Annotated in this window: 22 protein-coding genes; 7 read left to right on the forward strand and 15 right to left on the reverse strand. The window is 69.9% G+C overall.

Going from position 1 to position 23,958, the window contains the following annotated elements; genetic code table 11:
* From AC3WQR_RS14565 to AC3WQR_RS14575, 3 genes are all read right to left on the reverse strand, one after another.
* Positions 1-366 (reverse strand): septum site-determining protein MinC (locus AC3WQR_RS14565; RefSeq protein ID WP_492742478.1); only part of this gene is annotated, 366 nt, incomplete at its 3' end.
* 131 nt (positions 367-497) lie between these two features.
* Entirely contained in the window at positions 498-1,784 is a 1,287-nt protein-coding gene (locus tag AC3WQR_RS14570; protein WP_070061419.1) for a solute carrier family 23 protein, read from the reverse strand.
* A gap of 159 nt (positions 1,785-1,943) precedes the next feature.
* Positions 1,944-2,366: a hotdog fold thioesterase gene (locus AC3WQR_RS14575; RefSeq protein WP_062481810.1), complete on the reverse strand. Its 423-nt coding sequence runs from the start codon at positions 2,364-2,366 to the stop codon at positions 1,944-1,946.
* An 87-nt stretch (positions 2,367-2,453) separates the two neighbouring features.
* Here AC3WQR_RS14575 and AC3WQR_RS14580 point away from each other — a divergent pair, with 87 nt between their 5' ends.
* Complete coding sequence (locus AC3WQR_RS14580) at positions 2,454-3,791, forward strand: AsmA family protein (protein WP_492742479.1); 1,338 nt, start codon at positions 2,454-2,456, stop codon at positions 3,789-3,791.
* A gap of 290 nt (positions 3,792-4,081) precedes the next feature.
* On the opposite strand, the gene AC3WQR_RS14585 is transcribed toward AC3WQR_RS14580, so the two are convergent.
* The 3 genes from AC3WQR_RS14585 to AC3WQR_RS14595 all read right to left on the reverse strand — a co-directional run bounded on the left by AC3WQR_RS14585 (position 4,082) and on the right by AC3WQR_RS14595 (position 7,302).
* Complete coding sequence (locus AC3WQR_RS14585; RefSeq protein ID WP_139140391.1) at positions 4,082-5,425, reverse strand: tripartite tricarboxylate transporter permease; 1,344 nt, start codon at positions 5,423-5,425, stop codon at positions 4,082-4,084.
* Between the two features lie 41 nt (positions 5,426-5,466).
* Positions 5,467-5,922, reverse strand: a complete 456-nt coding sequence (locus AC3WQR_RS14590) for a hypothetical protein (RefSeq protein WP_095743059.1) — start codon at positions 5,920-5,922, stop codon at positions 5,467-5,469.
* A gap of 93 nt (positions 5,923-6,015) precedes the next feature.
* Positions 6,016-7,302: a hydroxymethylglutaryl-CoA reductase, degradative gene (locus AC3WQR_RS14595; RefSeq protein WP_492742480.1), complete on the reverse strand. Its 1,287-nt coding sequence runs from the start codon at positions 7,300-7,302 to the stop codon at positions 6,016-6,018.
* Between the two features lie 137 nt (positions 7,303-7,439).
* Here AC3WQR_RS14595 and AC3WQR_RS14600 point away from each other — a divergent pair, with 137 nt between their 5' ends.
* Complete coding sequence (locus AC3WQR_RS14600; protein ID WP_062481803.1) at positions 7,440-8,828, forward strand: aminotransferase-like domain-containing protein; 1,389 nt, start codon at positions 7,440-7,442, stop codon at positions 8,826-8,828.
* A 1-nt stretch (position 8,829) separates the two neighbouring features.
* Here AC3WQR_RS14600 and AC3WQR_RS14605 read toward each other — a convergent pair whose 3' ends face one another.
* The 5 genes from AC3WQR_RS14605 to AC3WQR_RS14625 form a co-directional block, all read right to left on the reverse strand.
* On the reverse strand, positions 8,830-9,615 hold the full coding sequence (locus AC3WQR_RS14605) for a crotonase/enoyl-CoA hydratase family protein (RefSeq protein ID WP_492742481.1): 786 nt from the start codon (positions 9,613-9,615) through the stop codon (positions 8,830-8,832).
* Between the two features lie 82 nt (positions 9,616-9,697).
* On the reverse strand, positions 9,698-11,506 hold the full coding sequence (locus tag AC3WQR_RS14610) for a feruloyl-CoA synthase (protein WP_492742482.1): 1,809 nt from the start codon (positions 11,504-11,506) through the stop codon (positions 9,698-9,700).
* A 1-nt stretch (position 11,507) separates the two neighbouring features.
* A complete protein-coding gene (locus AC3WQR_RS14615) occupies positions 11,508-12,455 on the reverse strand; it encodes a 3-hydroxyacyl-CoA dehydrogenase NAD-binding domain-containing protein (RefSeq protein WP_492742483.1) in 948 nt (315 codons plus the stop codon).
* Entirely contained in the window at positions 12,452-13,660 is a 1,209-nt protein-coding gene (locus AC3WQR_RS14620; RefSeq protein ID WP_492742484.1) for an ABC transporter substrate-binding protein, read from the reverse strand. Before AC3WQR_RS14620 ends, AC3WQR_RS14615 begins: the two co-directional genes overlap by 4 nt.
* A 33-nt stretch (positions 13,661-13,693) precedes the next feature.
* Complete coding sequence (locus AC3WQR_RS14625) at positions 13,694-14,614, reverse strand: beta-keto acid cleavage family enzyme (RefSeq protein WP_369645773.1); 921 nt, start codon at positions 14,612-14,614, stop codon at positions 13,694-13,696.
* A 169-nt stretch (positions 14,615-14,783) separates the two neighbouring features.
* Between AC3WQR_RS14625 and AC3WQR_RS14630 the strand changes: the two genes are divergently transcribed.
* Complete coding sequence (locus tag AC3WQR_RS14630; RefSeq protein ID WP_159279033.1) at positions 14,784-15,164, forward strand: DUF1090 domain-containing protein; 381 nt, start codon at positions 14,784-14,786, stop codon at positions 15,162-15,164.
* 14 nt (positions 15,165-15,178) lie between these two features.
* Positions 15,179-15,889, forward strand: coding sequence for a Crp/Fnr family transcriptional regulator (locus AC3WQR_RS14635; RefSeq protein WP_070061409.1), 711 nt, complete (start codon positions 15,179-15,181; stop codon positions 15,887-15,889).
* Between the two features lie 40 nt (positions 15,890-15,929).
* Here the strand turns inward: AC3WQR_RS14635 and AC3WQR_RS14640 are convergent, their stop codons facing one another.
* The gene (locus tag AC3WQR_RS14640; protein WP_492699753.1) at positions 15,930-17,744 is read right to left on the reverse strand and encodes an NAD(P)-binding domain-containing protein; all 1,815 of its coding nucleotides are present in this window, start codon (positions 17,742-17,744) and stop codon (positions 15,930-15,932) included.
* Between the two features lie 226 nt (positions 17,745-17,970).
* On the opposite strand from AC3WQR_RS14640, the gene AC3WQR_RS14645 reads away from it, so the two are divergent.
* Both AC3WQR_RS14645 and AC3WQR_RS14650 read left to right on the forward strand, forming a co-directional pair.
* Positions 17,971-18,618 carry a TetR/AcrR family transcriptional regulator gene (locus AC3WQR_RS14645; protein ID WP_492742485.1) on the forward strand — a complete coding sequence of 216 codons (648 nt, stop codon included), beginning with the start codon at positions 17,971-17,973 and terminating at the stop codon, positions 18,616-18,618.
* Positions 18,615-19,829 (forward strand): glycosyltransferase, encoded by a 1,215-nt coding sequence (locus tag AC3WQR_RS14650; protein WP_492742486.1) that lies wholly within the window; start codon positions 18,615-18,617, stop codon positions 19,827-19,829. The genes AC3WQR_RS14645 and AC3WQR_RS14650 overlap by 4 nt, the downstream gene beginning before the upstream one ends.
* On the opposite strand, the gene AC3WQR_RS14655 is transcribed toward AC3WQR_RS14650, so the two are convergent.
* The 3 genes from AC3WQR_RS14655 to AC3WQR_RS14665 form a co-directional block, all read right to left on the reverse strand.
* Positions 19,826-21,778: a sigma-54-dependent Fis family transcriptional regulator gene (locus AC3WQR_RS14655; RefSeq protein WP_492742487.1), complete on the reverse strand. Its 1,953-nt coding sequence runs from the start codon at positions 21,776-21,778 to the stop codon at positions 19,826-19,828. The genes AC3WQR_RS14650 and AC3WQR_RS14655 overlap by 4 nt on opposite strands.
* Before the next feature lie 161 nt (positions 21,779-21,939).
* The gene (locus AC3WQR_RS14660) at positions 21,940-22,164 is read right to left on the reverse strand and encodes a tautomerase family protein (protein ID WP_139703453.1); all 225 of its coding nucleotides are present in this window, start codon (positions 22,162-22,164) and stop codon (positions 21,940-21,942) included.
* Between the two features lie 31 nt (positions 22,165-22,195).
* Entirely contained in the window at positions 22,196-22,936 is a 741-nt protein-coding gene (locus AC3WQR_RS14665) for an SDR family NAD(P)-dependent oxidoreductase (protein WP_492742488.1), read from the reverse strand.
* Between the two features lie 107 nt (positions 22,937-23,043).
* Between AC3WQR_RS14665 and AC3WQR_RS14670 the strand changes: the two genes are divergently transcribed.
* Entirely contained in the window at positions 23,044-23,955 is a 912-nt protein-coding gene (locus AC3WQR_RS14670) for a LysR family transcriptional regulator (protein ID WP_492742489.1), read from the forward strand.
* Positions 23,956-23,958: the final 3 nt, after the last annotated feature.

The following is a 23,958-nucleotide window of genomic DNA, read 5'->3' on the forward strand; positions in this document are numbered from 1 at the left end:
GGGCGCGGGGGCCGCGGGCATGGCGGCCACCGACAGGCCGGCTTCACGTGCCGCGGCGTGCTGCTCGGGGCTGCCGCCGCGCACGGCGATCGGCTGGGTCTGGTGGCGCGCCAGCAGGCTGCGCAGGGCGGCAAAGTCGATTTCGGGGGCGTCGGTGCCGCCCTCGGCCGCCTGTTCCTGCAGCAGCGAGAGGTCGATCACCACCGGCTCCTGCTCGAAGAAGTCGGGCGAATCCGCCAACTGGGCGTCGAGCGCCTCGGCCAGCACGTCGAGGTCGGCTGTCTTGAGGATCACTGCGATCAGCGGCAGTGTGGCGCTCTTGAATTCGAAAACCGCCTTGGTACGAGCGGCGGAAACATCGGCCATTGGAAAACGTGTGTGAACGTCGGTGCGAAAAGCGTTGGAGTCTAACGGGCGCCGGCCAAAGCCCGGTGACCGGCGCCGTGTTCACTGACCCCGCACAACAGTTATTGCACGAGGTTTCACTTTGTCTGCGCTCAGGCGTTGCGCGAACGGCCCAGCAGGGCGTAGAGGATGATGGCCCCGAAAGTGGCGGTTCCGATGCCGCCGAGCGCGAAGTCGCCGAACTTCAGCGTGAAGTCGCCGGTGCCGATGATCAGCGTGATGGCGGCCACGATCAGGTTCTTGTTCTGCGAGAAATCGACCTTGTTGTCGACCCAGATCTTGGCGCCGGCAATGGCGATCAGGCCGAACACCACGATGCTCACGCCGCCCATCACCGGCAGCGGAATGGCCTGGATCAGCGCGCCGAACTTGGGGCTGAAGCCCAGGATGAGCGCAATGAAGGCCGCCACCACGAACACCGCCGTCGAGTAGATGCGCGTGGCCGCCATCACGCCGATGTTCTCGGCGTAGGTGGTCACGCCCGTGCCGCCGGCGGCGCCGCTCACCACCGTGGCGATGCCGTCGCCGATGAAGGCGCGGCCCATGTACGGGTCGAGGTTGCGGCCCGTCATAGCTGTCACCGCCTTCAGGTGGCCGAGGTTTTCCGCCACCAGGATGATCGCCACGGGCGCGATCAGCAGCATCGCGTTGGCCGTGAACACCGGCGCCGTGAAGGTCGGCAGGCCGAACCAGGCCGCGTTGGCGATGCCGCTCAGGTCGACCGGCTTGCCCAGGCCCATGCCGTTGGTGAGCGCGGCGTACACCAGCGTGGCCAGGATCAGGCCGATGAGGATCAGCAGGCGCTGCACCATGCCGCGCGTGAACACCGCCACCAGGCCCACGCACAGGAAGGTCACGGCCTGCATCCACGAATCGAAGTTGCTGGCCGCCATGTTCTTGATGGGAATGCCCGCCAGGTTCAGCCCGATGACTGCCACCACGGCGCCCGTGACCACGGGCGGCATGAAGCGCTCGATCCAGCCCGTGCCCACGGCCTGCACGATGGCCCCGATCAGGATGTAGACCACCCCGCAGGCCACGATGCCGCCCAGCGCCACCGCGATGTTGGCGTTGGCCCCCTTGCCGGCATAGCCGCTGGCCGCGATCACCACGCCGATGAAGGCGAAGCTCGAGCCCAGGTAGCTGGGCACCTTGCCGCCCGTCACGAGGTAGAAGATGAGCGTGCCGATGCCGCTCATCAGGATCGCGATGTTGGGGTTGAAGCCCATCAGGATCGGCGCCAGCACCGTGGCGCCGAACATGGCGATCACGTGCTGGATGCCCATCGCGCCGGTCTGCAGCCAGGGCAGCCGCTCGTCGGGCGCAATGACGGCGCCGTTGGCCAGTGTGGACACCGGCTTTTCAGTCCAGTTGAACATGTGTTTTCTTCTCCTCGGTTGGTGTGTGTTTGGGGGGTCGACGCGCTCCCTGGGGCGAGATTGTGGTCGATCCACCCCGTGCTGAACACGGGTGCCACCCGCAAGAGGCGTACCAGCGGGAGAAGAAAGAAAAGAAGCGCCCGGAAGGCGCGCCCGCGCTCAGCGCGGCTGCAGCACCGCCATGGTGATGCGCGAGACGCAGGTCAGCTCGCCCGCCTCGTTGGTCAGGTCGATCTGCCAGACCTGCGTGGTGCGCCCGCGGTGCACCGGCCGCGCCGTGCCGGTGACCCAGCCGCTGGTGGCCGAGCGGATGTGGTTGGCATTGATGTCCAGGCCCACGGCGCGGTCGCCCTCGGGGGCCGAGTAGTGCGCGCCGCAGGAGCCCAGCGTCTCGGCCAGCACCACCGACACGCCGCCGTGCAGGATGCCGTAGGGCTGGCGGGTGCGCTCGTCCACCGGCACGCGGGCGCGGATGAAATCGTCGCCCACCTCCAGGAATTCGATGCCCAGGGCGGCCACGGCCGTGCCCACGTGGTTGGCGGTCAGCGATTCGACCGAGATCTCTTTCTTCCAGATACGCATGCAGGGGTCTCCGATACAGGGGGTGCGAGGGCACTATAGCGACGACGGCTGACAACCGCAGTCGCCTTTGCGTGCTACCTTGGCCCGATGACCTTCCCTTCGGTGCGGCGGTGGCTCCTGGGCTCGGCGGCGGTGCTGCTGCTGGGCATCGGCGCGCTGGCGCTCGTGGTGGCCGCGCGCCTGCCCGACGACGAGGAGGTGGCGGCCCGCATCGCCGCCGGCTTCTCGCAGCGCTACGGCGTCGAGCTGACCGTGGGTGGCGCCCACTGGTCGCTGTGGCCGGTGCCCGTGCTGGCGCTGTCCGAGCTGGCGACCGACCAGCCCCAGCCCATCACCCTGCGCCGCGTGAGCGTGCGGCTGCACCTGTGGCCGTTGCTGCTGCGCCGCGAGGTGGCCATCGACGAGATCGCGCTCGAGAGCCTGGTGCTGCCGCGCGCCTCGGTGCGTGCCTTCCGGGACAAAGGCCCCGAGCCGCAGGAAAGCGAGCGCATCGTGCCGCTGCCCGCGCCCTGGACCCTGGCGCCCGTGCCGGTGGAGCGCGTGCGCTGGCGCGACGTGGTCTGGATCGACCGCCGCGACATCGCGCTGGCCTACGACGGCGAGGTGACCTTCGACGACAACTGGCGCCCTCGCGAGCTGCGTCTGGAGCGCGCCGGCGCCGCATCGCCCGTGCGCCTGCGGCTGGACCGCGAGGGCACGGAAGACCGCTGGCGCACCCGCATCGACGCCGGGGGCGGCACGTGGAACGGTGAATCGCGGCTCGAGGTGCTGCCTGAAGGGCGGGGCTTGCGCGTGTCGGCTGAGCTCGATCCGCGGCAGGTTGACATCGAGGGGCTGGTGCAGGCCTTCGGGCGCCGCTCGGCGGTGGCGGGCAAGGTCTCGGGCCACACCTCGCTGGTGGCCGAGGCCCGCGAGGTGGGCGCGCTGATCCGCGGCCTGCACACGCGCACCACCTTCTCGGTGCAGCCCGCCACCCTGACCCGGATCGACCTCGCCAAGGCCGTGACCACCGTCGGCATCAGCCGCGGCGGCACCACGGCGCTGGACGAGCTCACCGGCACGCTCGACACCCAGGGCACCGAAGACGGCATCGTGATGCGCTACACGAACCTCAAGGCGCGCTCGGGCGTGCTCACCGCGAGCGGCAACCTGCGGCTGTTCAACCGGCAGATGTCGGGCGAGATGGCGGTGGACCTGGTCGATGGCGTGGTCGGCGTGCCGCTGAAAATCGGCGGCAGCGTGGCCGAGCCCGAGGTGTCGATGACCGGCGGCGCGCTCGCGGGGGCGGCGGTCGGCAGTGCGGTGCTGCCGGGGGTGGGCACGGCGATCGGGGCGCGCGTGGGGCAGCAGGTGGAGAAGCTGTTCGGTGGGGATGAGCCGGCGAAGAAGAAGACGGCGCCGAAGCCGCCTGCATCGCAGCGCTGACTGGCTGCTGTTGGTTCAGGGCGTGTGCCCAGGCCACCGGGTACTTCCCTCCGCGAATGTCCCCCGGGGCTTCGCCCCTCCTCCTTGATTTCGCTGCGGGAAGCACCCAGTGTCCTGGGCACACTGGGCGCTGTCGTTGTGCTGCCCGATCAACGACGGCACTGGATCACGCTCACGTCGATGGGGTGCCTTGCGCAGCGAAATCAAGGGGGAGGGCGAAGCCCGGAGGACATTCGCGGAGCAAGGCTCCCCGTCGGCGGGAGCGTCGCCCTGAACAGCGTATCAAGCCATCAGGAGAACGCCTTGATCACCGCCGGCACCGTCAGCACCGCCGTGTAGTAGCCCATGAACTGCACGCCCGTGTTGAAGCCGATGGCACGCGACAGCAGGCCGCCCAGCAGGCCCATCGTGAGGATCACCAGCAGCCCGAGCAGTTGGCCTTCCCACACGCTGATCACCACGATCAACCCGACGAAGGTCGCGATGATTGCCTCGTGGCTCACCTTGCGCGAGACGAACAGCGCCGCACGGCGCGCGAAGTTCATCGTGAACGGATAGGCCACCAGCGCCGCGAGCACCACGGCCAGCATGCCGTAGCCGAGGAACTCCCAGTGGTTCAGCAGGTTGTGCAGGTTGTGGGTCTGGCCCGTGGCCGAGTCGATCGTGAACACCGGCGGCGCATTGAACAGCGGCGCAGCCGGGCCTGCGGCCACGGGGCTCAGCGGCAGGCCGATGGCGATCAGCGGGATCAATGCTTCGGCGATGTAGGTCGCCTCGGTCACGCCGTTGCGCGCGGCCAGCGTGGTGGTGAGGCGGTGGTACGCGTGCTTGATGCGCGAGCCCACCAGCTCGCCCAGCACCACCGTCATCGCGACGGGGCTGAACACGAAGGTGGCGCTGGAGATCGCGGCGGTCGCGAAGGTCCACTTCACCTGGCCGCGGTCGAGCACCTTGAACGGGTTCGGGAAGTAGCCCGACCAGCCCTTCACGTCGGGTGCGAGCGAGAAGGTGCGGACCTTGTCGCGCTTCATGCGCGCACGCGCCGCCGGCGAGATCACCGAGAACAGGTCGGCCACCAGCGGCCCGATGGCAATGCCCAGGAAGTAGCTGATGCTGAGCTTCACGCCGTACTTGCCCGTGAGCGCCTGCAGCGCCACGATCACCATCACGAACGGCACCAGTGTGGCCACCGAGGCCCAGCGTCCGCTCGAGAAGTAGGCAATGGCCACGGCCGCCACCACGAAGATCCACGGCGCCGCCTTGGTGATGGCCGCGCCGTACGGCGCCAGCAGCACCGCGAACAGCACGGCCAGCGGCACCGCGAGAAAGGCCGCGATGATCGCGCCCGACACCATCTTGCGCAGCGCGATGTGCGGCACGCCCAGGTTGCGCAGCACGTTCGCGTCCTGCAGCAGTGGCGTGGCCATGGTGTCGCCCGGAATGCCCAGCAGCGCCGTGGGCACCGCGTGCGTCATGTGCTTGGCCACGGCGGCGGCCAGGAAGAAGGTGAACACGCCTTCGGGCGGCACGCCGAGCAGCACCACCAGCAGGGTGAGCGGCGCGAGCGTGGTGGTTTCGTCGGTGCCCGAGACGAGGCCGATGGCCGCGAACACGATGGCGCCCACGAGGCCCATGCCGGTGGCGACGAGGATCTGGTTGAACAGGGCAGCGTCGATCACGAGGCGGCTCCTTCGGCGGCCTTGGCGGCCTGGGGCTTGTACGACGCGAACAGCTCGTAGATCTCGAGCTCCTTCATCTCGCGCACCACCACCGGCGGCAGGTCGTCCACCGAGCCCAGGTCGCCGTGCTCGGCGGCCAGCTCGGCCAGCACCTCCTCGCGCCAGCGCGGATCGGCGGCGGTGCCTTCGACCACTTCGCGCTTGGGCGTGAAGAGCTTCGCGCAGATCACGCCCGAGACCACGCAGCCGCCGAGGCCCGCGAGCATCGCGTAGGCGCGCGCCAATTCAGGCGTGCTCACCACGCTCGCGAGCACGCGGCTCGCCACGAGGTAGCCCGTGAGGCTCACGGCGACGCCGATCGCGATCGACCACGCGAGGTGGCCCAGGTCGGCCGTGTCGCCCCATATCTCCACCAGCCGCCAGCGGGCGGGCGTTGCACTGTCTGCGTTCATTCGAGTTGTCTCCGTCTGTGGTTGTGTGACGGCCGCGTGCGCGACCGCCGCGGTGTCGGCCGCGGACCGTGGTGCGGGAGGCTCCCGCGTTGCTTACTTCTTGCGCAGCGCGTCGAGCAGCGCCACGGCGCGGTCGGTGCGCACGTCGTGCTCCGCGGCCATCTGTTTGGCGATGGCGTCGATCTCGTCGCCGGTGGCGCCCGCGACCAGCGCGATGTTGCGGGCGTGCAGCGCCATGTGGCCGCGCTGGATGCCTTCGGTGGCGAGCGCGCGCAACGCGCCGAGGTTCTGCGCGAGGCCCACGGCCACCGCGACTTCGCCGAGCTCCTGCGCCGACTTCACATCGAGGATCTTCAGCGCGAGCCGCGCGAGCGGGTGCGTCTTCGTGGCGCCGCCAACGAGGCCCACCGGCATCGGCATCTCGATGGTGCCGACCAGCGCGCCGCCCGCGTCCTTCTCCCACGTGGTGAGCGAGGTGTAGCGCCCGCTGCGGCAGGCGTACGCATGCGCGCCGGCTTCCACCGCGCGCCAGTCGTTGCCGGTCGCGACGATCACCGGGTCGATGCCGTTCATGATCCCCTTGTTGTGCGTCGCCGCGCGGTAGGGGTCGATGGCCGCGAAGGTGTACGCATCGATCACGCCCTCGACCACCTCTTCGCCGCTGCGCTCGCGCGTGGCCAGCACGGCGGGCGCAAGCCGCACGCGCGCACGCGCCAGCCGCAGGTCCGCCAGGTTCGACAGGATGCGCAGGCGCACCGTGCCGCCCGTGAGCTTCTCGACCAGCGGCGACACCGCCTCGGCCATCGTGTTGACCGTGTTCGCGCCCATCGCGTCGCGCACGTCGACGATCAGGTGCATCACCACCATCGCGCCGCGCGGCGTGTCGCCGAACACATGCACCTCGATGTCGCGGCAGCCGCCGCCCAGGCCGATCAGCACCTTGTCGCGGCTGTTCGCCACGGCCAGGATCTCGTCGCGCGCACGCAGCAGCGCCAGCCGCGCACCGTACGGGTCGGTGATGCCGATCACCTGCACCTGCGCCCGCATCAGCGGGCCGGTGCTCGAGGCCTCGAAGCCGCCGCCTTCACGCGCCAGCTTGGCCATGAAGGAGGCGGCTGCGACCACCGAGGGCTCCTCGACCGCCATCGGCACCAGGTAGTCGCGCCCGTTCACGGTGAAGTTGCCGGCCACGCCCAGCGGCAGCTCGAAGGTGCCGATCACGTTCTCGACCATGCCGTTGGCGCGCTCCACGCCCAGCGCGCCGGGCTGCGCGAGCAGCGCCACCTCGTCGTCGGTGAGCGCGGCGGCCTGTGCGATGTGGGCCAGGCGTTGGGCGGGCGTGAGTGCGCGGAAATTGGGAATGCGGGAATCGGCGGCCATCGGTGCGTGTCTCTTCGGAAGGTGAATTCGGGAGCAGGCAATTTAGGCCGGCTGTACCGCCCGCGGAAGGCACAGTTTGGCGGGACAGTGCGGACAGTGGTGCGCCGCCACGCCTCGCTGTGTCACAGTCCAAACCCATGACCACGATCGCCGATTCGCTCGCCGACACCCTTGCGCGCCAGATCGCGAGCGGCGCCTACAAGGCCGGCGACAAGCTGCCCTCGCTGCGCGAACTCGCACAGCTGCACGGCTATGCCAAGAACACCGTGGTGGCCGCCTTCGAACTGCTGGTGTCGCGCGGCCTCGTCGAGCCGCGGCGCGGGTCGGGCTACTACGTGCTCGCGCAGGCCACGGCCACGCCCAAACCCGCCGAGGACGACGCGGGCAGCCTCGGCCGTGCGATGGACATCGTGTGGCTCATGCGCGAGCAGCTCAAGACGCAGCCCGATGCAGTGGCCGTGGGCGACGGCTTTCCGCCCGTCGAATGGCTGGCCGATGTGCGGCTGGACAAGTACCACCCGAAGGTCGTGCGCACGGGGCTCGGCGCGCTGTTCCGCTACGGCAGCCGCTTCGGCTACGCGCCGCTGCGCGACCACCTCGTGCGCAAGCTCGCGGACTTCGGCATCGGCGCCGAGCCGCGGCAGATCGTGCTCACGCACGGCGCCAACGAGGCGATGGACATCGTCATCCGTTATTTCGTGCCGCCCGGCGGCAAGGTGCTGGTCGACGACCCGGGCTACTACCCGCTGTTCGGCAAGCTCAAGCTCGCGGGTGCGCAGATGCTCGCGGTGCCGCGCCTGGCCGACGGGCCCGACCTCGAGGTGCTGGAGCAGCTGCTCATCGCCGAGCGGCCGCGCCTGTTCTTCACGCAGTCGCTGGCGCACAACCCCACGGGCTCCGACATCTCGCCGGCCAAGGCCTTCCGCGTGCTGCAGCTGGCGCAGAAGTACGACCTGCTGATCGTCGAGAACGACCCGCTGGCCGACTTCAAGCCCACGGCGCTGCCGCGGCTCTCGGCGCTCGACCAGCTCGAGCGCACGATCTACATCGGCAGCTTTTCCAAGTCGTTCTCGGCCGCGCTGCGCGTGGGCTTCATTGCCTGCGGGGCGGACCTGGCGAGCGACCTGGCCGACCTGAAGGCGCTGATCCACGTGAGCAGCTCGGAGTACAGCGAGCGCACGGTCGACGTGATCCTGAGCGAGGGCCATTACCAGCGGCACCTCAAGCGGCTGCAGCAGCGGCTGGGCGAGGCCACGCGCGACGCGCTGAAGCTGTTCGACGCCGTGGACGCCGAGGTCTTCGCGCGCAGCCCGCAGTCGCTCTACATCTGGGCCGCGCTGCCCGGCGTGGACGACTCGCTGGCCTTCGCGAAGGAGCTGCTGCCGCGCAAGATCGTGATGGCGCCGGGGCGCATCTTCAGCGTCGACTCGACGCAGGTCTCGCGCTGGTCGCGCTTCAACGTGGGCGCCATGGCCGACCCGCGCTTTGCGAAGGCGCTGCGCACCGCGCTGCGGCGGCGCGCCTGAACTAGCCCTTGAAGGTGCCGTGCCGGCCCGCACCGCCGGCAAAGCGTGCGGCGCCGGCTTCGCCTTCGGCCGCGACGATCGGCACGCCCTGCGCGCCTTCGCGGCGCAGCGCCTCGGCCAGCGGCAGGTCCCACTGTTCGAAGGCGGAGCGGCGGTCGGCCAGCATGCATTGCTGCGGAAAGGCGGCGATCTGCTGCGCCAGTTCCTGCGCGACAGCGAGCGCGCCGCCCGGCGGCGTGGTGCGGTTCACCAGGCCCATCGCCAGCGCCTCGGCGGCGGACACCGGCCGGCCCGTGAGGATCAGGTCGAGCGCGCGCCCCATGCCCACGAGGCGCGGCAGCCGCACGGTGCCGCCGTCGATCAGCGGCACGCCCCAGCGGCGGCAGAACACGCCGAACACCGCGTCGTCGTCGGCCACGCGCAGGTCGGCCAGCAGCGCCAGCTCGAGCCCGCCCGCCACTGCGTAGCCGTTCACCGCCGCGATCAGCGGCTTGGACAGCGCCATGCGCGTCGGGCCCATCGGGCCGGCGCCGCCGCCGTCGGGGTCGAGCTCGTTGCGGCGCGCCGGGTCGCCCACCGCGCCCAGGTCGGCACCCGCGCAGAAATGGCCGCCCGCGCCCGTCAGCACGGCCACGCGCAGCGCGTCGTCGGCCTCGAAGCGTTCGAAGGCCGCGCGCAATGCGGCGGCGACCACGCCGTCTACGGCGTTGCGTTTGTCGGGCCGGTTCAGCGTGAGCGTGCAGACGGGGCCGTCCGCTTCGAAGGTCACGCAGGGTGGGGTGGACATGGGCGGCGTCTCCGGGAAGTTGAAATGGCGGGTGGCCCGGCCATCGTAGAAAACATTCCCGGGTTCTCCAACCCCGCCGCGTTCAGGTGGCGCGGATCACGTCCGCATCGCCTTCCGCCAGCGCATGCAGCCGCGCCACCTCGGCCGCGCGCCGCGTGAGCACGGCGCGCTGGTTGATGTAGCCCTTGTCGGTGATCTCGCCCGCATCGAGGCTGGGCGGTTCGGCCAGCACCAGCGCGCAGGCCGGGCACTGCGACGAGCCCGCGCCTTCGTCGCGCAGGGCGCGCAGCACCCCGGCGATGCGCGCGGCCAGGGCTTCGGGCGCGAGCGCCGCGCCTTGCGGGCTGGCGAACACCAGCATGCCGATCGCGTCGCGGTCGTGGCCCGTGAGCACGATGTCCTGGACATGCGGCGCCAGCAGCGACACCAGCTTCACGCGCAGCGTGCCCACCGACACCCAGGTGCCGGTCGAGAGCTTGAAGTCTTCCGCCACACGGCCGTTGAAGATCACGCCCCGCGTCGGGTCGCCGGGGTTCGCCAGAAAGCCGGCGTCGCCGATGCGGTAGTAGCCCTCGGCGTCGAAGGCCGCGGTGGTCTCGCGCGGTGCGTCGCGGTAGCCGGGGAACACCGAGACGCCCTTGACGCGCATCTCCAGCTTCTCGCCGTTGGGCACGAACTTCAGCTCCAGCCCCGGCAGCGGCGCGCCGATGCAGCCGGCGCCGTCGAGCTGCCAGTGCGCGGAGGTGATGGCGGGTGAGGTCTCGGTGGCGCCCCACGAGGTCGTGAGCCACAGCGGGCGCGCGGGCCGCACGCGCCGGGCCACGGCTTCGAGGCGCTGCCAGGTCGAAGGCGCGAGCGCGGCCGCTGCGTAGAAGGCCAGGCGCAGCCGCGAGAGCACTTCGGTGGCGAGCGCGTCGTCGGCTTCGAGGAACGGCAGCAGCATGTCGAAGCCGCGCGGCACGTTGAACAGCAACGTGGGCTTCACCTCGCGCAGGTTGCGCACCGTCTTCTCGATGAGGCCCGGCGCGGGCCGACCCTCGTCGATGTAGAGCGCGCCGCCGTGGCACAGCACCATGTGCAGGTTGTGGTTCGCGCCGAAGGTGTGGCTCCACGGCAGCCAGTCGACCAGCACCGGCTTCTCCTGCGACAGGAAGCGCCAGGTCTGCGCCATCATCTGCTGGTTGGCGCACAGCATGCGGTGCGTGTTGATCACCACCTTGGGCTGGCCGGTGGAACCGGAGGTCAGCAGGTACTTGGCGTGCGTGTCGGGGCCCACGGCGGCGAAGGCCTGCATGACGGCGGGCGTTTCCTTCGTCGCGCGCAACCGGTCGAAGGGCATCGCGCCGGGATGCGCTTCGGCGTTGCGACTGAACACGGTAACTGCCTCGATGCCGCTACCTGCGAGCGATGCGCCGTACACCTTCGCGTCGGAGGCGTAGATCAGCCCGGGCTGCAGCGCCTTCAACATGCCGTGCAGCCGCGACGGGTCTTTGGTCATGCGCGAGTAGGCGCTCGACAGCGAACAGGCCGTGCGGCCGATGTGCATTGTCGCGAGCATCAGCACGGCGTGGTCGATCGCGTTGTCCGAGAGGATCACGACCGGTCGGCCCGGCGGCAGGTCCAGGTCGAGCAGGCCTTGCGCCACCGCGCCGACGGCGGCGCGCAGTGCGCGGTAGTCGAGCTTGCGCCAGCCTTCGCCGCTGTCATCGCGTTCGGCAAACGCCAGCGCATCGGGCGTCTCGCGCGCCCAGCGCTCGATCCATTCGCCGATGCAGCGCGCATACGGCTGCAGCGCCGTCGGCGAGCGCAGCACGAACGAGCCGTCGTCGAAGTCGATGCGCACCGTGCGGGGCGGTGCGACCAGGGTGTCGTCGAGAAGGAAGTCGGTCATGTCAATCCAGCGTACCCGTCTCGGCCTTGGCGCGAATCAGGTTCAACAGCAGGGTGTCGCGCGCGGCTTCGAGGTCGGCGGTGTGGCGTGTGCCCAGGGCGTCGTCCACGCCTTGCACCACTTGCTGCTTCAGCTCGGCCGTCATCGACGGCGCGCCCAGGTCCTTCCACCAGTCTTCGATGGGCCCGCCCAGGTGCGCGAGTAAATGCTCGATGCCGCCCGCACCGCCCGAGAGGTGCAGGTTCATGAACGGCCCCATCACGGCCCAGCGCAGGCCGGGGCCGTGCGCGATGGCGGTGTCGATGTCGGCCACGCTGGCCACGCCTTCGTTGACGAGATGAAACGCCTCGCGCCACAGCGCGGCCTGCAGCCGGTTCGCGATGTGGCCTTTCACCTCGCGCTTCACGTGGATCGGCCGCTTGCCGATGGCGGCATAGAAGGCCATCGCGCGGGCGATGGTGTCGGGCGAGGTCTGCTCGCCGCCGATCACCTCGACCAGCGGAATCAGGTGCGGCGGATTGAACGGGTGCCCCAGCACCACGCGCTGCGGGTGCGCGCAGCCCGACTGCACGCCGCTGATCGCCAGGCCCGACGAGCTCGACGCGAGGATGGTCTCGGGCGGCGCGGCGGCGTCCATGCGGCGGAACAGGTCGATCTTGAAGTCCATGCGCTCGGGGCCGTTCTCCTGCACGAAGTCGGCCACGGCCACCGCGTCTTCCAGGCTGTCGTGAAAGCGCAGGCGATCGACCGAGGCGCCCTCGGCGAGGCCGAAGCGCTCCAGCGTCGGCCAGTGCTGCGCCACGGCGGCGCGCAGCCGGTCTTCGGCGCCGGGCGAGGGGTCGGTCGCGTTCACGTCGAGCCCGTGCGCGAGGAAGTGCGCGGCCCAGCTGGCGCCGATCACGCCGGTGCCGACGACGGCGACGCGCTTCACGTCGGTGGTGAGGTTCATGCCGATTTCCACCGCGCGCAGCGGCTCTCCGTCTTGGTGGTCCACGCGGCTTCGCCGGGGATGTTCTCGATCACCTTGTAATAGTCCCACGGCTCCTTCGACTCGGCTGGCGTCTTCACCTGCATGAGGTGCATGTCGTGCACCATGAGGCCGTCGTCGCGCAGCCAGCCGCCCTTGACGAACATGTCGTTGAACTTGGTCTTGCGCAGCTGCGCCATCACCTTGTCGGCGTCGTCGCTGCCCGCGGCCTTCACGGCCTGCAGGTACTGCAGCGCGGCCGAGTAGTCGCCGGCATGGAAGGAGGAGGGCATGCGCTTGTGCTTGTCGAAGAAGCGCCGCGCCCAGGTGCGCGACTCGGGGCTCTGGTTCCAGTACCAGCTGTCGGTGAGGTACATGCCCTGCGAGGCCTTCAGGCCCAGCGCGTGCACGTCGTTGATGGTGATGATCATGCCGGCGAGTTTCATGTTCTTGCTGATGCCGAACTCCGCCGCCGACTTGATGGCGTTCACCGTGTCGCCGCCCGCGTTGGCCAGGGCCAGCACCTGCGCCTTCGAGCTCTGTGCCTGCAGCATGAACGACGAGAAGTCGCTCGCGCCCAGCGGGTGCTTCACCGAACCCGCCACCGTGCCGCCGCTGGCCTGCACGGTCTTGGTGGCGTCGCCTTGCAGCGCCGCGCCGAAGGCGTAGTCGGCCGCCACGAAGTACCAGCTCTTGCCGCCGGCCTTGACCACCGCGCTCGCGGTGCCGCGCGCCATGGCCACCGTGTCGTAGGCGTAGTGCACGGTGTAGGGCGAGCAGTACTCGTTGGTGAGGCTGGACGCGCCCGAGCCCACCACGAAGTACGGCTTCTTCTTGTCGGCCGCCACGCCGGCCATGGCAATGGCCGCGCCCGAGTTCACGCCGCCGATCAGCATGTCGACCTTGTTCACGTCGAACCATTCGCGCGCCTTGGCGGCGGCGATGTCGGGCTTGTTCTGGTGGTCGGCCGTGACCAGCTCGATCTTCTTGCCGTCGATGGCGCCGCCCATGTCGGCGATGGCCATGCGGATCGCCTCGGCGCCGGCCGGGCCGTCGTAGTCGCGGTACAGGCCCGACATGTCGCTGATGAAGCCGATGCGGATGGTGTCGTCGGACACCTGGGCGAAGGCGCTCGATGAGAAGAGGGCGCCGAGTGCGAGAGCCAGGGCGGTGCGGGGAATGTTCATGTGCGTGTCTCCGTTCGTTGTTCTCGTGCGTCTTCAGCCCAGCGCGAACTCGGGCCGCGGGCCGCCCACGCGCGGCAGGCCCATGATCTGGCGCGCCTCGGCCGGCGTGGCCACTTCCATGTCGAGCTCGCGGATCACGCGCACGATGCGCTCGGTGAGCTGCACGTTGGTGGCCAGCTCGCCGTGGCGGAAGTAGAGGTTGTCTTCCAGCCCCACGCGCGCGTGGCCGCCCAGCAGCAGCGCCGCCACGTTGGCTTCGAGCTGCGACATGCCGATGCCGCTCACGCCGAAGATGGCGCCCTTGGGCAGCGTGTCGACCATCATCTGCAGGTTGCGCGGCGAGTACGGCATCGCGTTCTGGAAGTTGCGGTGCACGTTCATCACCAGGTTGATGAAGTAGGGCTCGTCGTCGTGGCCTTCCTCGATCAGCGTGGTCGTGTCCTGCAGGATGTGCGTGGGGCTGAACACCTCCCACTCGGGCTTGATGCCGCGCGCCTTCATGCCGGCGGCCAGCTCGCGCCCGCGCGTGATCGGCGTGTCCATCAGGATCTGCTTGCCTTCGAAGCTCAGGTTGAGCGTGGTGGCGTCCAGCGTGCACATCTCGGCACCGGCGTCCATGCCCTTGATGCGCTCTTCCCACGCGATCTCCCAGCGATCGCCCGCCAGCGGCTTCACCATGTCGCCGTGCACGCCGCCGCCGGTGGAGTTGTTCAGCACGATGTCGCTGCCGAGCGCGCGGATGCGGCTGTTGATGTCGCGGTACACCTCGGCGTTGCAGGTGGCGCCGTCGTCGGGGCGGCGCGCGTGGATCGCCACCACGCTGGCGCCGGCGTTCCAGCAGCGCAGCACGTCGGCGGCGATCTCGGCGGGCTGGGTGGGGAGGTGGGGGTTCTGCGACTTGTGCGCCATGCCGCCGGTGGGGGCGATGGTCACGATCACTTTGCGCTTCGACATGCTCGGGGCTCCTGGGGTCGGTCGTTCGGTCAGTCAGTCAGGGGGGCGCGCCATTATTTTTTGTGATGCGTTCGTACTCAGTCATCGCGACGACATTCAGGGGCAGGGTTTACGCGGCGCCAGCCGCTAAAGTCGCCCCTGCGCCGTTGCGCACACAAGGAACCTCTCCATGAAATTTCTGCCCCTCGTGCTGGCCGCCGCGGCCGCGTTCACCGCCCTCGGCGCTGCCGCGCAACCCGCCGGCCCCGCCACCTGCGACGCCAAGCGCGAGGCCATCGGCCGCGACATCGAGATGGCCAAGTCCAAGGGCCAGAAGCAGCGCGTGCGCGGGCTCGAGACGGCACTGGCCGAAGTGAACCGCAATTGCACCGACGCCAAGCTGGCGGCCGAGCACCAGAAGCGCATCCGCGCCCAGGAGCGCAAGGTGGCCGAGCGCGAGCGCGACCTGCGCGCGGCCCAGGAGAAGGGACGTGCCAGCAAGATCGCCGACCGCGAGAAGAAGCTGCACGAGGCGCAGGCCGAGCTGCAGCAGCTCAAGGGCGCGCAGTAAACAAAAAAGACAGCATGCCCCCGACCAAGCCGGCGATCCCCGCGGCCTCCCTGACCATTCCCCAGCTGCTGCAGGGCTCGGCCTGGTTTCCGCTGCTCGACGTGGGCGCGGGCGAGCGCGTGCTCGACGAGATGCGCGAGGTTGAGGTGGCCGCCGGCGCCGCGCTGTGCCGGCGCGGCGACACGCCACTGCACTGGTACGGCACGCTCGAAGGGCTGCTCAAGTGGTCGATCACCTCCAGCGACGGCCGCTCGGTCACGCTGGGCGGACTGTCGGTGGGCAGCTGGTTCGGCGAGGGCACGCTGCTGCGCGCCGTGCCGCGCTCGGCCGACATCATCGCGCTGCGGCCCAGCCGCGTGGCGCAGCTGCCGCTGGAGACCTTCGAGTGGCTGCACCGCACGCAGCGCGGCTTCGATCACTTCCTGCTGCAGCAGATCAACGAGCGGCTGCACTGGTTCATGGGCAGCTACGCCGCGCACCGGCTGCTCGACGCCGACAGCCAGGTGGCGCGCGCGCTGGCCGGCCTGTTTCACCCCTGGCTGCATCCGGGCAGCGAGCCGCACCTGCAGACCTCGCAGGAAGAGATCGCGAACCTGTCGGGCGTGTCGCGCCAGCGCTGCAACGCGGCGCTGAACCGGCTGAAGGAGGCCGGGTTCTTGCACATCGAGTACGGCGGCATCACCGTGACGGACCTCGAAGGCTTGCGCCGCTTCATCCAGGAGTGAGCGACTCCCTCTCCCCGAGGGGAGAGGAAGCCTGAGCCGCTCAGCGCTTGTGGTGCGACGCCGCCAGCTCGTACACCGGCGTGTCGATCCCTTCCATGCGCGCCTTCAGCTGCAGCGCCAAAAACTGCGAGTAGTGGCGCGACTGGTGCAGGTTGCCGCCGTGGAACCACAGCTGGGGCACCTGCGTCGGCTTCCACATGTTGCGCAGCTCGCCCTCCCACGGACCCGGGTCCTTCGGCGTGTCGGAGCCCAGGCCCCAGCACTTGCCGACCTTGTCGGCGGTCTCGGGCGAGATCAGGTCGGCCAGCCAGCCGTTCATCGAGCCGTAGCCCGTGGCGTACACCAGCAGGTCGGCCGGCAGCTCGGTGCCGTCGGTGAGCGTGACCGAGCGTTCGTTCACGCGCTCGATGTTCACGCCGCTCTTGAGGTGGATGCTGCCGTTGGCCACCAGCTCCGAGGCGCCCACGTCGATGTAGTAGCCCGAGCCGCGCCGCAGGTACTTCATGAACAGGCCCGAGCCGTCCACGCCGAAGTCGAGCAGGAAGCCGGCCTTCTCCAGCCGCGCATACAGGTCGGCGTCGCGCTTCTTCATCTCCTCGTACACCGGGATGTGGAAGGTGTGCATGATCTTGTAGGGCACCGAGGCGAAGATCAGGTCGCCCTTGTGGTGGTCGATGCCGCTCTTCACCGCCTGCTCGGAATACAGCCCGCCGAGCGCCAGCTCCATGAGCGACTGCGAGGGCGCGATGTGGGTGGACGAGCGCTGCACCATCGTCACGTCGGCGCCGTGCTCCCACAGCGCGGCGCAGATGTCGTGCGCCGAGTTGTTCGAGCCCAGCACCACGCACTTCTTGCCCGCGTAGGCCTCGGGCCCCGGGTGCTGGCTGGAGTGGTGCTGGTCGCCCAGGAAGTTCTCGGCGCCCGCCACCTTCGGCACGTTCGGGTAGCCCGACACGCCGAGCGCGAAGACCAGCTGCTTCGGGCGCAGCGTCACGGGCTTGCCTTCGCGCTCCACCTGCACCTCCCAGCGCTGCGTGGCCTCGTCGAAGCGCGCCTTGGTCGCGTTCGTGGAGCTCCAGTAGTTGAGCTCCATGATCTTCGTGTACATCTCGAGCCAGTCGCCGATCTTGTCCTTGGGCGCGAACACCGGCCAGTCGTCGGGGAAGGGCATGTAGGGCAGGTGGTCGTACCAGACCGGGTCGTGCAGGCACAGCGACTTGTAGCGCTTGCGCCAGGAGTCGCCGGCCTTGGCGTTGCGCTCCACGATGATCGTCGGCACGCCCAGCCGCCGCAGCCGCGCCCCCAGCGCGATGCCGCCCTGGCCGCCGCCGATGATCACCACCTCGGGCTGCTCGGTGTAGCCCAGCGCGGCCTCTTCGTCGCGGCGCTTCTCGAGCCAGTTCTTGCGGCCTTTGTGCACGCCGTGCTCCGCGCCCTTGATGCGGTTGTCGCCGGTCTTTTCCTCGAAGCCCTTCAGCTCGGTCATGGTGGTGAGCAGCGTCCAGGCCTTGCCACCGCCGTCATGTGAACGCAAGCGAAGGTGGCCGCGTCCGCGCGCCACGCGCGTCTCGAAGCCGAACCACGCGTCGACCACGCCGTCGGCCTCGGTCGCCTCGCCTTCGAGCGCGAAGGCCGTGGGCTGCGTGTCGGCCAGGCGCGCCTGCAGCATCGCGCGGATGGCGCCCGCGCCTTCCTGCGTGCGGAGGTTCCAGGTGAAGGCGACGAGGTCGCGCCAGTAGCTGTCGGCCTCGAACAGCGAGACGGCCGCATCGATGTCGCCGCGTGCGAGCGCGGCGGCGAAGTCGGCCAGCCATTGGGCGGCGGCCCGGGTGGGGCCGGTGGTCGGGTCTGTCATTGCATGTCTCCGTTGTGTCGTTGAACGAATCGAATCGCGGCGCGGCAAGGCGCACGCGGGAGTCGTGGCGCAGCTTTCGTGCCGTGCGGAGGGCGACGAAGAATCAAGGGGTTGGCGGCGGTTTTGTCGCAGGCGCCTGTCGCTGTCTCACCGAGACTGAGACGATGCATGAGAATTTGAACGACGTATAAAATTGGACGACGTTCAAATTCAAGGGCCCCGAACCGTGATCGAACCAGACCCCCCAGGCCGCCGCGAGCGCCGCCGCACCCAGACGCTCGACCACGTCGCCGCCACCGCCATGCGCCTGTTCGAAACCCAGGGCTACGACGCGACGACGATGGAGCAGATCGCGCAGCAGTCCGACGTGGCCAAGGGCACGCTCTACAACCACTTTCCGACCAAGGAAGCGATCCTGGCGCACTGGGTGCACCTCGAACTCGTGGTCGATGCGCAGCGCCTGCACGAGGCCATCGACCCGAAGGCCGGTTTCACGGCGCAGCTCACCGGCCTGCTCGACGCCTCGGCCGAATGGTCCGAGCGCTACCGGGCCTACCTGCTCGACTACTTCCGCTTTCGCTTTCTCAACATCGAAAGCGAACTCGGCGGCGGCGACCGCAGCACGCCGCGCGACCTGTCGGGGCTGTTCGAGGCGCTCATCGCCGCCGCCCAGCAGGCCGGCACGCTGCGCACCGACGTCTCGGCCGCGCACCTCGCGAGCCTGCTGCACCACCTGTACTTCGGCGCGCTGATGCGCTGGCTCACGCTGCCCGGCCTCGTGCTGCGCGACGAGTTCGCGGTGATCGTCGAGCTCTTCGTCGGCGGCGCGCGCACGGCCCCGAAGCCACCTGCTGCAAGGAGGCGCGCCCCATGAAACTCGCCGTGCTCACCTACGGCACCGAGGGCGACGCCCGCCCGCTCGCCGCGCTGTGCCGCGCGCTGGACGACGCGGGCCATGCGTCGGTGCTGCTGGCGGACGCGACCACGCTCGGCGCGGCCGAACGGCTCGGCGTGCGCTCGCAGGCGCTGGCCGGCGACATCCGGCAGGCGCTCGGCGGCGTCATCGCGCAGGGCGACAAACCGGCTGCCGCCGCGAAGGCGCTCGCGGACATCGCCAATGCCAACGCCACGCCCTGGCTGCGCCAGACCGTGGAGGCCGCGCAGGGCTGCGACGCGATCGTCTGCGCGGGGCTCGCGGCCTTCGTGGGCCTGTCGGCGGCCGAGGCGCTGGGCGTGCCGGCCATCGGCGCGGGCATGTTCCCGCTCACGCCGACGGCCGCCTTCGCCTCGCCCTTCTTGCCGCCCGCCCGCGTGCCGCGCTTCTTGAACCGCGCGAGCCACCACCTCGTCAACGGGCTGCTCTGGCGCGCCTTCCGCCCGGCCGTGAATGCCGCGCGCGCCGAGGTCTGCGGCCTGCCGCCGCGCCGCCGCCTGTGGACCACGCACCCCGCGCTCTACGGCTACTCGCCGAGCCTGCTGCCGCGCCCCACCGACTGGCCCGCCAACGCCGCCGTGTGCGGCCAGTGGCTCGCGCCCGCGCCCGACTGGCAGCCGCCGGCGGCGCTGCGCGACTTTCTCGCGGCCGGCGAGGCGCCCGTCTACATCGGCTTCGGCAGCATGACGGGCTTCGACAAGGCGCGGCTGCTCGCGGCCCTCGTCGATGGCATGGCCGGTCGGCGCGCGGTGCTGCATCCCGGATGGAGCGGCCTCGAAGTGGGGCAGCTGCCGCCGAACTTCCTCGTCATCGGCGACACCCCGCACGACTGGCTGTTTCCGCAGATGGCGCTGGTGGTGCACCACGGCGGCTCGGGCACCAGCCACTCGGCCGCGCGCGCGGGCGTGCCGTCGGTGGTCGTGCCCTTCGCGGGCGACCAGGCGTTCTGGGCGCATCACCTCGCGCAGGCGGGTGTCGCGCCGCCCGCCGTGGCGGGTGCTCGGTTCAGCGCCGACGACCTGGCGCGCGGGATCGCCTTCGCGCACGACCCGCAGGTGCGCGCACGGGCCGGGGCGCTGGGCGAACGCATGCGCGCGGAAGACGGCCTGGGCACGGCCGTGCGCGCGATCGAGCGAATCCTGAGGCGTTAGCCGCGCTGCGGCGCCACGATGCCGAAGCGCTTCATGTGGCGGTACGCGGTGGCGCGGCTGATGCCGAGCGCCTGTGCGGCCCGCGCCACGTGCCAGCGGTGGCGTTGCAGCGCGTCGAGCAGGCGCGTGGCGTCGGCGGCGCTGTCGTCGTCGTCTGCCGGCGTGGGTGATGTGTCACAGCGGTCGAGCGACGGACGATGCGGCGCCAGGCGCAGCTCTTCGGGCGTGATGCTCGCGCCCGTGCAGAGCGCCAGCGCCAGCCGCAGCACATTGCGCAACTCGCGCAGGTTGCCCGGCCAGTCGTGCGCCATCAGCCGCTGCATCGCCGCCTCCGACAGCCGCGCCGCCGAGCCCATCGCCGCCGCCTCCTCATGGAACATCGCCTCGATCAGGTAGCGCCGGTCGCGCCGCGCGCGCAGCGGCGGCAGCTTCAGCACCGCGCCGCACAGGCGGTAGTACAGGTCTTCGCGAAAGCGCCCGGCCGCGACCAGCGCCGACAGGTCGCGGTGCGTGGCCGCCACCACCGCAAGGTCCACGCGCTGCGGCGACTCCGCGCCCAGCGGCAGCACCTCGCCTTCGGACAGCACGCGCAGCAGCCGCGTCTGCAGTGCCATCGGCATGTCGCCGATCTCGTCGAGAAACAGCGTGCCGCGGTCGGCCTGCGCGATCAGCCCCTTCATGCCCTTGGCGCGACCGCCCGTGAAGCTGCCGGGCGTGTAGCCGAAGAGCTCGCTCTCGATCAGCGAATCGGGAATGGCCGCGCAGTTCACCGCCACGAAGGGCAGCGCCGCGCGCCGGCTCGCGCCGTGCAGCGCGCGCGCCAGCACCTCCTTGCCGCTGCCGGTCTCGCCCTCGACCAGCACATGGATGCCGCGGTCCACCAGGCGGCGCGCCTGCGCGATCAGTTGCTGCATCGCGGGGTCGTCGTCGCCCGCGATGCGTTCGAGCGGCGGCAGGCGGTCCGAAGGCTGGGGCGCTGGCGATGAGGGCGCGGTGACCGGCGAGCGCCGCAGGCGCGGCGCGATCAGCGAGGCGTGGTACTCGCCGCCGCCGGGCAGCAGCACGGTGTGCGCAAAGGGCAGGGCCGACGCGCCGCCGTTGCCCAGGCGCCAGATCGCATCCATCGGCAGGTGCAGGAGCTCCGACACCGCGCCGCCCAGCAGCGGTGGCTGGCGCCCCAGGAAGACCTCGCGCGCGCCCCCGTTGGCGCCCACCACCGTGCCGCCTTCGTCGAAGGCCAGCATGACTTCGCCCGCCACGTCGACCAGCCCGAAGGCACTGCCCAGCCGCAGGATCCAGTGGCCGCGAAAGTGCCGCAGGAAGTCGGCATCCTCGATCATCCGCGCGTAGATCGACACCAGGTGCCGCACCAGGTGCTGGCTCTCGCGCGCCTCGGGCGAGCGCAGCGCCGACACGTCGAGGATCGCCGTGAGCTTGCCGCTGTGGTCGAACAGCGGCGCCGTCGTGCAGGTGAGCGCGATGTGCGTGGCGTCGAAGTGCTCGGTCTGGTGGCAGGTCATCGGCTGGCGCTCGATGAGGCAGGTGCCCACGCCGCAGGTGCCGGCGTGCGCCTCGTTCCAGTCGGCGCCCAGGTACAGGCCGGCGCGGCGCAGCTGGTCGTCCCAGGCCGGGTTGCCGATGTAGTCGACCGTGATGCCCTCGGCATCGGTCAGCAGCACCATGTAGCCCAGCTCGGCCACGCGGCGGTAGATGTCTTCCATGCCCGCGCGCGCGGCGCGCAGGAAGTGCTCGAGCTGCTGCTGGTGCACGCGCACCTCCTGCGCCGGCAGGATGCGCGCGGGCGTCGGCCGCGACGGATCGAGCCCATGGTCGCGCACGCAGCGCGCCCACGACTTGTGCACCAGGCTCGCCGCCGGATCGGCCCGCAGCGCCGTGCCGGTGGCGATCGAATAGACGTTGTCGATGTGGCGCGATTGCAGGGACGTCATGCGCAGCCTCGTGCGTGGGTGGGCGCGGCACGGGGAGGGGCTGCGCAGCCGGACATGATTCGGCTGTCGCGCTGTCGCAGGACAGAGGTGAAACCCGGTGGAACGGACGTGTTACTCCCCCTCACATCGAGGGCAATGTGGCCCGATCCGGCGCCATTCCTTCACTGCGGCGGCTTCGCACGGTCGGCCAGCCGCTTGCGGTACTCGGTGGTCGTCAGGCCCGCGAAGCCCCAGTCGTCGGTGTCGATCTCCTCGATCACGATGTGCGTCCATTCCGGCGGCTTCTTCAGCACCCGTTCGAGCGTTTCCGTGAACTCGGCAATGACCTGGGTTTTCTGTTCGCGCGTGACGCCGTCGCGGGTGATCTTCAGGTTGATGAAAGGCATGGTGTGCTCCTTGGGTGAATGACTGAGGTGATTACCACTTGCCGGTGCTCATGCCGCCATCCACGGGCAGCACGACGCCGGTCGTGAAATCGGCGCTCGTGAGGTAGAGCACCGCATCGGCGATCTCCTGCACGGTCGCGATGCGGCCAGCGGGCGCCAGGCCGTTGAGGAAGCCGTGCTGCTCGGGCGTGTACAGCGGCGTGTCCACGATGCCGGGTGCCACCGCATTCACCTTGACGTTGTGCGGTGCGAGTTCGAGCGCCAGCGCGCGCGTCGCGGCATTGATGCCGCCCTTGATCAGCACCGGCAACACAGCCGGCACCTGCTGGTTCGGCTGCAGCGCGATGCTCGCGGTGATGTTGACGATGTGTCCCTGGCGGCGCGCAACCATGTGCTTTGCCGCGGCCTGCGAGGCGTAGACGAAGCCCTTGAGGTTGGTGGCCACCATGTGCTCGAGGTCGTCTTCGGTGTAGTCGACGAAAGGCTTCGCGTTGAAGATGCCCGCGTTGTTGACGAGCACGTCGACCTGGCCGAAGCGCTCCACGGCGCGGTCGACGAGCTGCTGCGCGGTGTCGCGGCGGCCGATGTCGCCCGCGACGCCGAGAAGGCGCGCCGGGTTGCCGAGCTGCTTCGCGGCGGCTGCGAGCCGCTCTTCGGTGCGCGCATTCGCGACCACGTTGAAGCCGCGCGCGAGGTACGCCTGCGCAAGGCCCAGGCCGATGCCGCTCGAGGCACCGGTGATGACCACGGTGAGGGAAGAGTTGTCCTGCATGTCGGTTCTCCAGGGAAGTTGATGACGTGGGGAGAACTGTATTGATGACGCATCAATAGATAAATCACTAGACTCGCACTTCACTTGATACGTGAGGTAATGAATCCATGCAGCGGCAGTTCGGCGACATCCTCCTGGGCAGCATCGAGTTGTTCTGCCTCGCTGCGGAGAGCGGCGGCTTCACCTCTGCGGCACTTGCTGCCGGTGTGACGCCGGCGGCCGTGAGCCGATCGATCTCCCGGCTCGAGAAGCGGCTGGGATTGCGGCTTTTCGTGCGCACCACGCGCAGCGTGCGGCTCACCGACGCGGGCCGCTCCTACTTTGCACAGTGCCGACAGGCGCTGGCGCAGCTCGCCGAGGCCGAGCGCGAGGTGATGGGCCAGCAGGCGCTGCCTTCGGGCACGCTGCGCATCAGCGTGCCGACCACCTACGGCCACCACCGCATCCTGCCCTTGCTGCCGGCGTTTCGCGAACGCTTTCCCGACATCCGGCTGCACGTGCACCTGAGCAACCGCAACATCGATTTCGTGGAAGAGGGCTACGACATGGCCGTGCGCGTGCGGGCCCAGCCCGACTCCACGCTGATTGCGCGGCACCTCGAGGATGCGGACCTGGTCGTGGTCGTCACGCGCAAATACCTGAGGAAGGCCGGCACGCCGCGCACGCTGGACGACCTCGCCGCGCACGAGTGCATCCAGTTCGAGCTGCCCAGCAGCGGCCGCCGCATTTCGTGGCTCTTCAAGGAGAACGGCAAGGACCGCGAAGTCTTCGCGGACAGCGCCTACAGCTGTTCCGACGACGTGCTCGGCGGCGTCACGCTCGCGAAAAGCGGCGCCGGGTTGTTCCAGACCTACCGCTTCGTCGTGGAGAAGGAACTGGCGGACGGCTCGCTCGTCGAGGTGCTGAAGCCCTTCGCGGGCCGTTCGCGGCCCTACACGCTGCTGTACCCGGACGGGCGCCACGTGCCGCTGCGCATGCGGGTGTTCATCGATTTCCTGATGGCGCAGCGGACCGGGTGACGC

This window comes from Variovorax sp. FW305-3-2-15-B-LB1, assembly GCF_058787635.1.

What these genes read in the sequence shown, in the direction of transcription:
- AC3WQR_RS14630 (WP_159279033.1), top strand. Translation starts at nt 14,784, where the DNA reads ATGAAATTTCTGCCCCTCGTGCTGGCCGCCGCGGCCGCGTTCACCGCC.
- AC3WQR_RS14590 (WP_095743059.1), bottom strand. Translation starts at nt 5,922, where the DNA reads ATGAACGCAGACAGTGCAACGCCCGCCCGCTGGCGGCTGGTGGAGATA.
- AC3WQR_RS14640 (WP_492699753.1), bottom strand. Translation starts at nt 17,744, where the DNA reads ATGACAGACCCGACCACCGGCCCCACCCGGGCCGCCGCCCAATGGCTG.
- AC3WQR_RS14580 (WP_492742479.1), top strand. Translation starts at nt 2,454, where the DNA reads ATGACCTTCCCTTCGGTGCGGCGGTGGCTCCTGGGCTCGGCGGCGGTG.
- AC3WQR_RS14605 (WP_492742481.1), bottom strand. Translation starts at nt 9,615, where the DNA reads ATGTCCACCCCACCCTGCGTGACCTTCGAAGCGGACGGCCCCGTCTGC.
- AC3WQR_RS14600 (WP_062481803.1), top strand. Translation starts at nt 7,440, where the DNA reads ATGACCACGATCGCCGATTCGCTCGCCGACACCCTTGCGCGCCAGATC.
- AC3WQR_RS14615 (WP_492742483.1), bottom strand. Translation starts at nt 12,455, where the DNA reads ATGAACCTCACCACCGACGTGAAGCGCGTCGCCGTCGTCGGCACCGGC.
- AC3WQR_RS14585 (WP_139140391.1), bottom strand. Translation starts at nt 5,425, where the DNA reads ATGGGCCTCGTGGGCGCCATCGTGTTCGCGGCCATCGGCCTCGTCTCG.
- AC3WQR_RS14670 (WP_492742489.1), top strand. Translation starts at nt 23,044, where the DNA reads ATGCAGCGGCAGTTCGGCGACATCCTCCTGGGCAGCATCGAGTTGTTC.
- AC3WQR_RS14610 (WP_492742482.1), bottom strand. Translation starts at nt 11,506, where the DNA reads ATGACCGACTTCCTTCTCGACGACACCCTGGTCGCACCGCCCCGCACG.
- AC3WQR_RS14650 (WP_492742486.1), top strand. Translation starts at nt 18,615, where the DNA reads ATGAAACTCGCCGTGCTCACCTACGGCACCGAGGGCGACGCCCGCCCG.
- AC3WQR_RS14595 (WP_492742480.1), bottom strand. Translation starts at nt 7,302, where the DNA reads ATGGCCGCCGATTCCCGCATTCCCAATTTCCGCGCACTCACGCCCGCC.
- AC3WQR_RS14660 (WP_139703453.1), bottom strand. Translation starts at nt 22,164, where the DNA reads ATGCCTTTCATCAACCTGAAGATCACCCGCGACGGCGTCACGCGCGAA.
- AC3WQR_RS14635 (WP_070061409.1), top strand. Translation starts at nt 15,179, where the DNA reads ATGCCCCCGACCAAGCCGGCGATCCCCGCGGCCTCCCTGACCATTCCC.
- AC3WQR_RS14570 (WP_070061419.1), bottom strand. Translation starts at nt 1,784, where the DNA reads ATGTTCAACTGGACTGAAAAGCCGGTGTCCACACTGGCCAACGGCGCC.
- AC3WQR_RS14625 (WP_369645773.1), bottom strand. Translation starts at nt 14,614, where the DNA reads ATGTCGAAGCGCAAAGTGATCGTGACCATCGCCCCCACCGGCGGCATG.
- AC3WQR_RS14655 (WP_492742487.1), bottom strand. Translation starts at nt 21,778, where the DNA reads ATGACGTCCCTGCAATCGCGCCACATCGACAACGTCTATTCGATCGCC.
- AC3WQR_RS14620 (WP_492742484.1), bottom strand. Translation starts at nt 13,660, where the DNA reads ATGAACATTCCCCGCACCGCCCTGGCTCTCGCACTCGGCGCCCTCTTC.
- AC3WQR_RS14575 (WP_062481810.1), bottom strand. Translation starts at nt 2,366, where the DNA reads ATGCGTATCTGGAAGAAAGAGATCTCGGTCGAATCGCTGACCGCCAAC.
- AC3WQR_RS14665 (WP_492742488.1), bottom strand. Translation starts at nt 22,936, where the DNA reads ATGCAGGACAACTCTTCCCTCACCGTGGTCATCACCGGTGCCTCGAGC.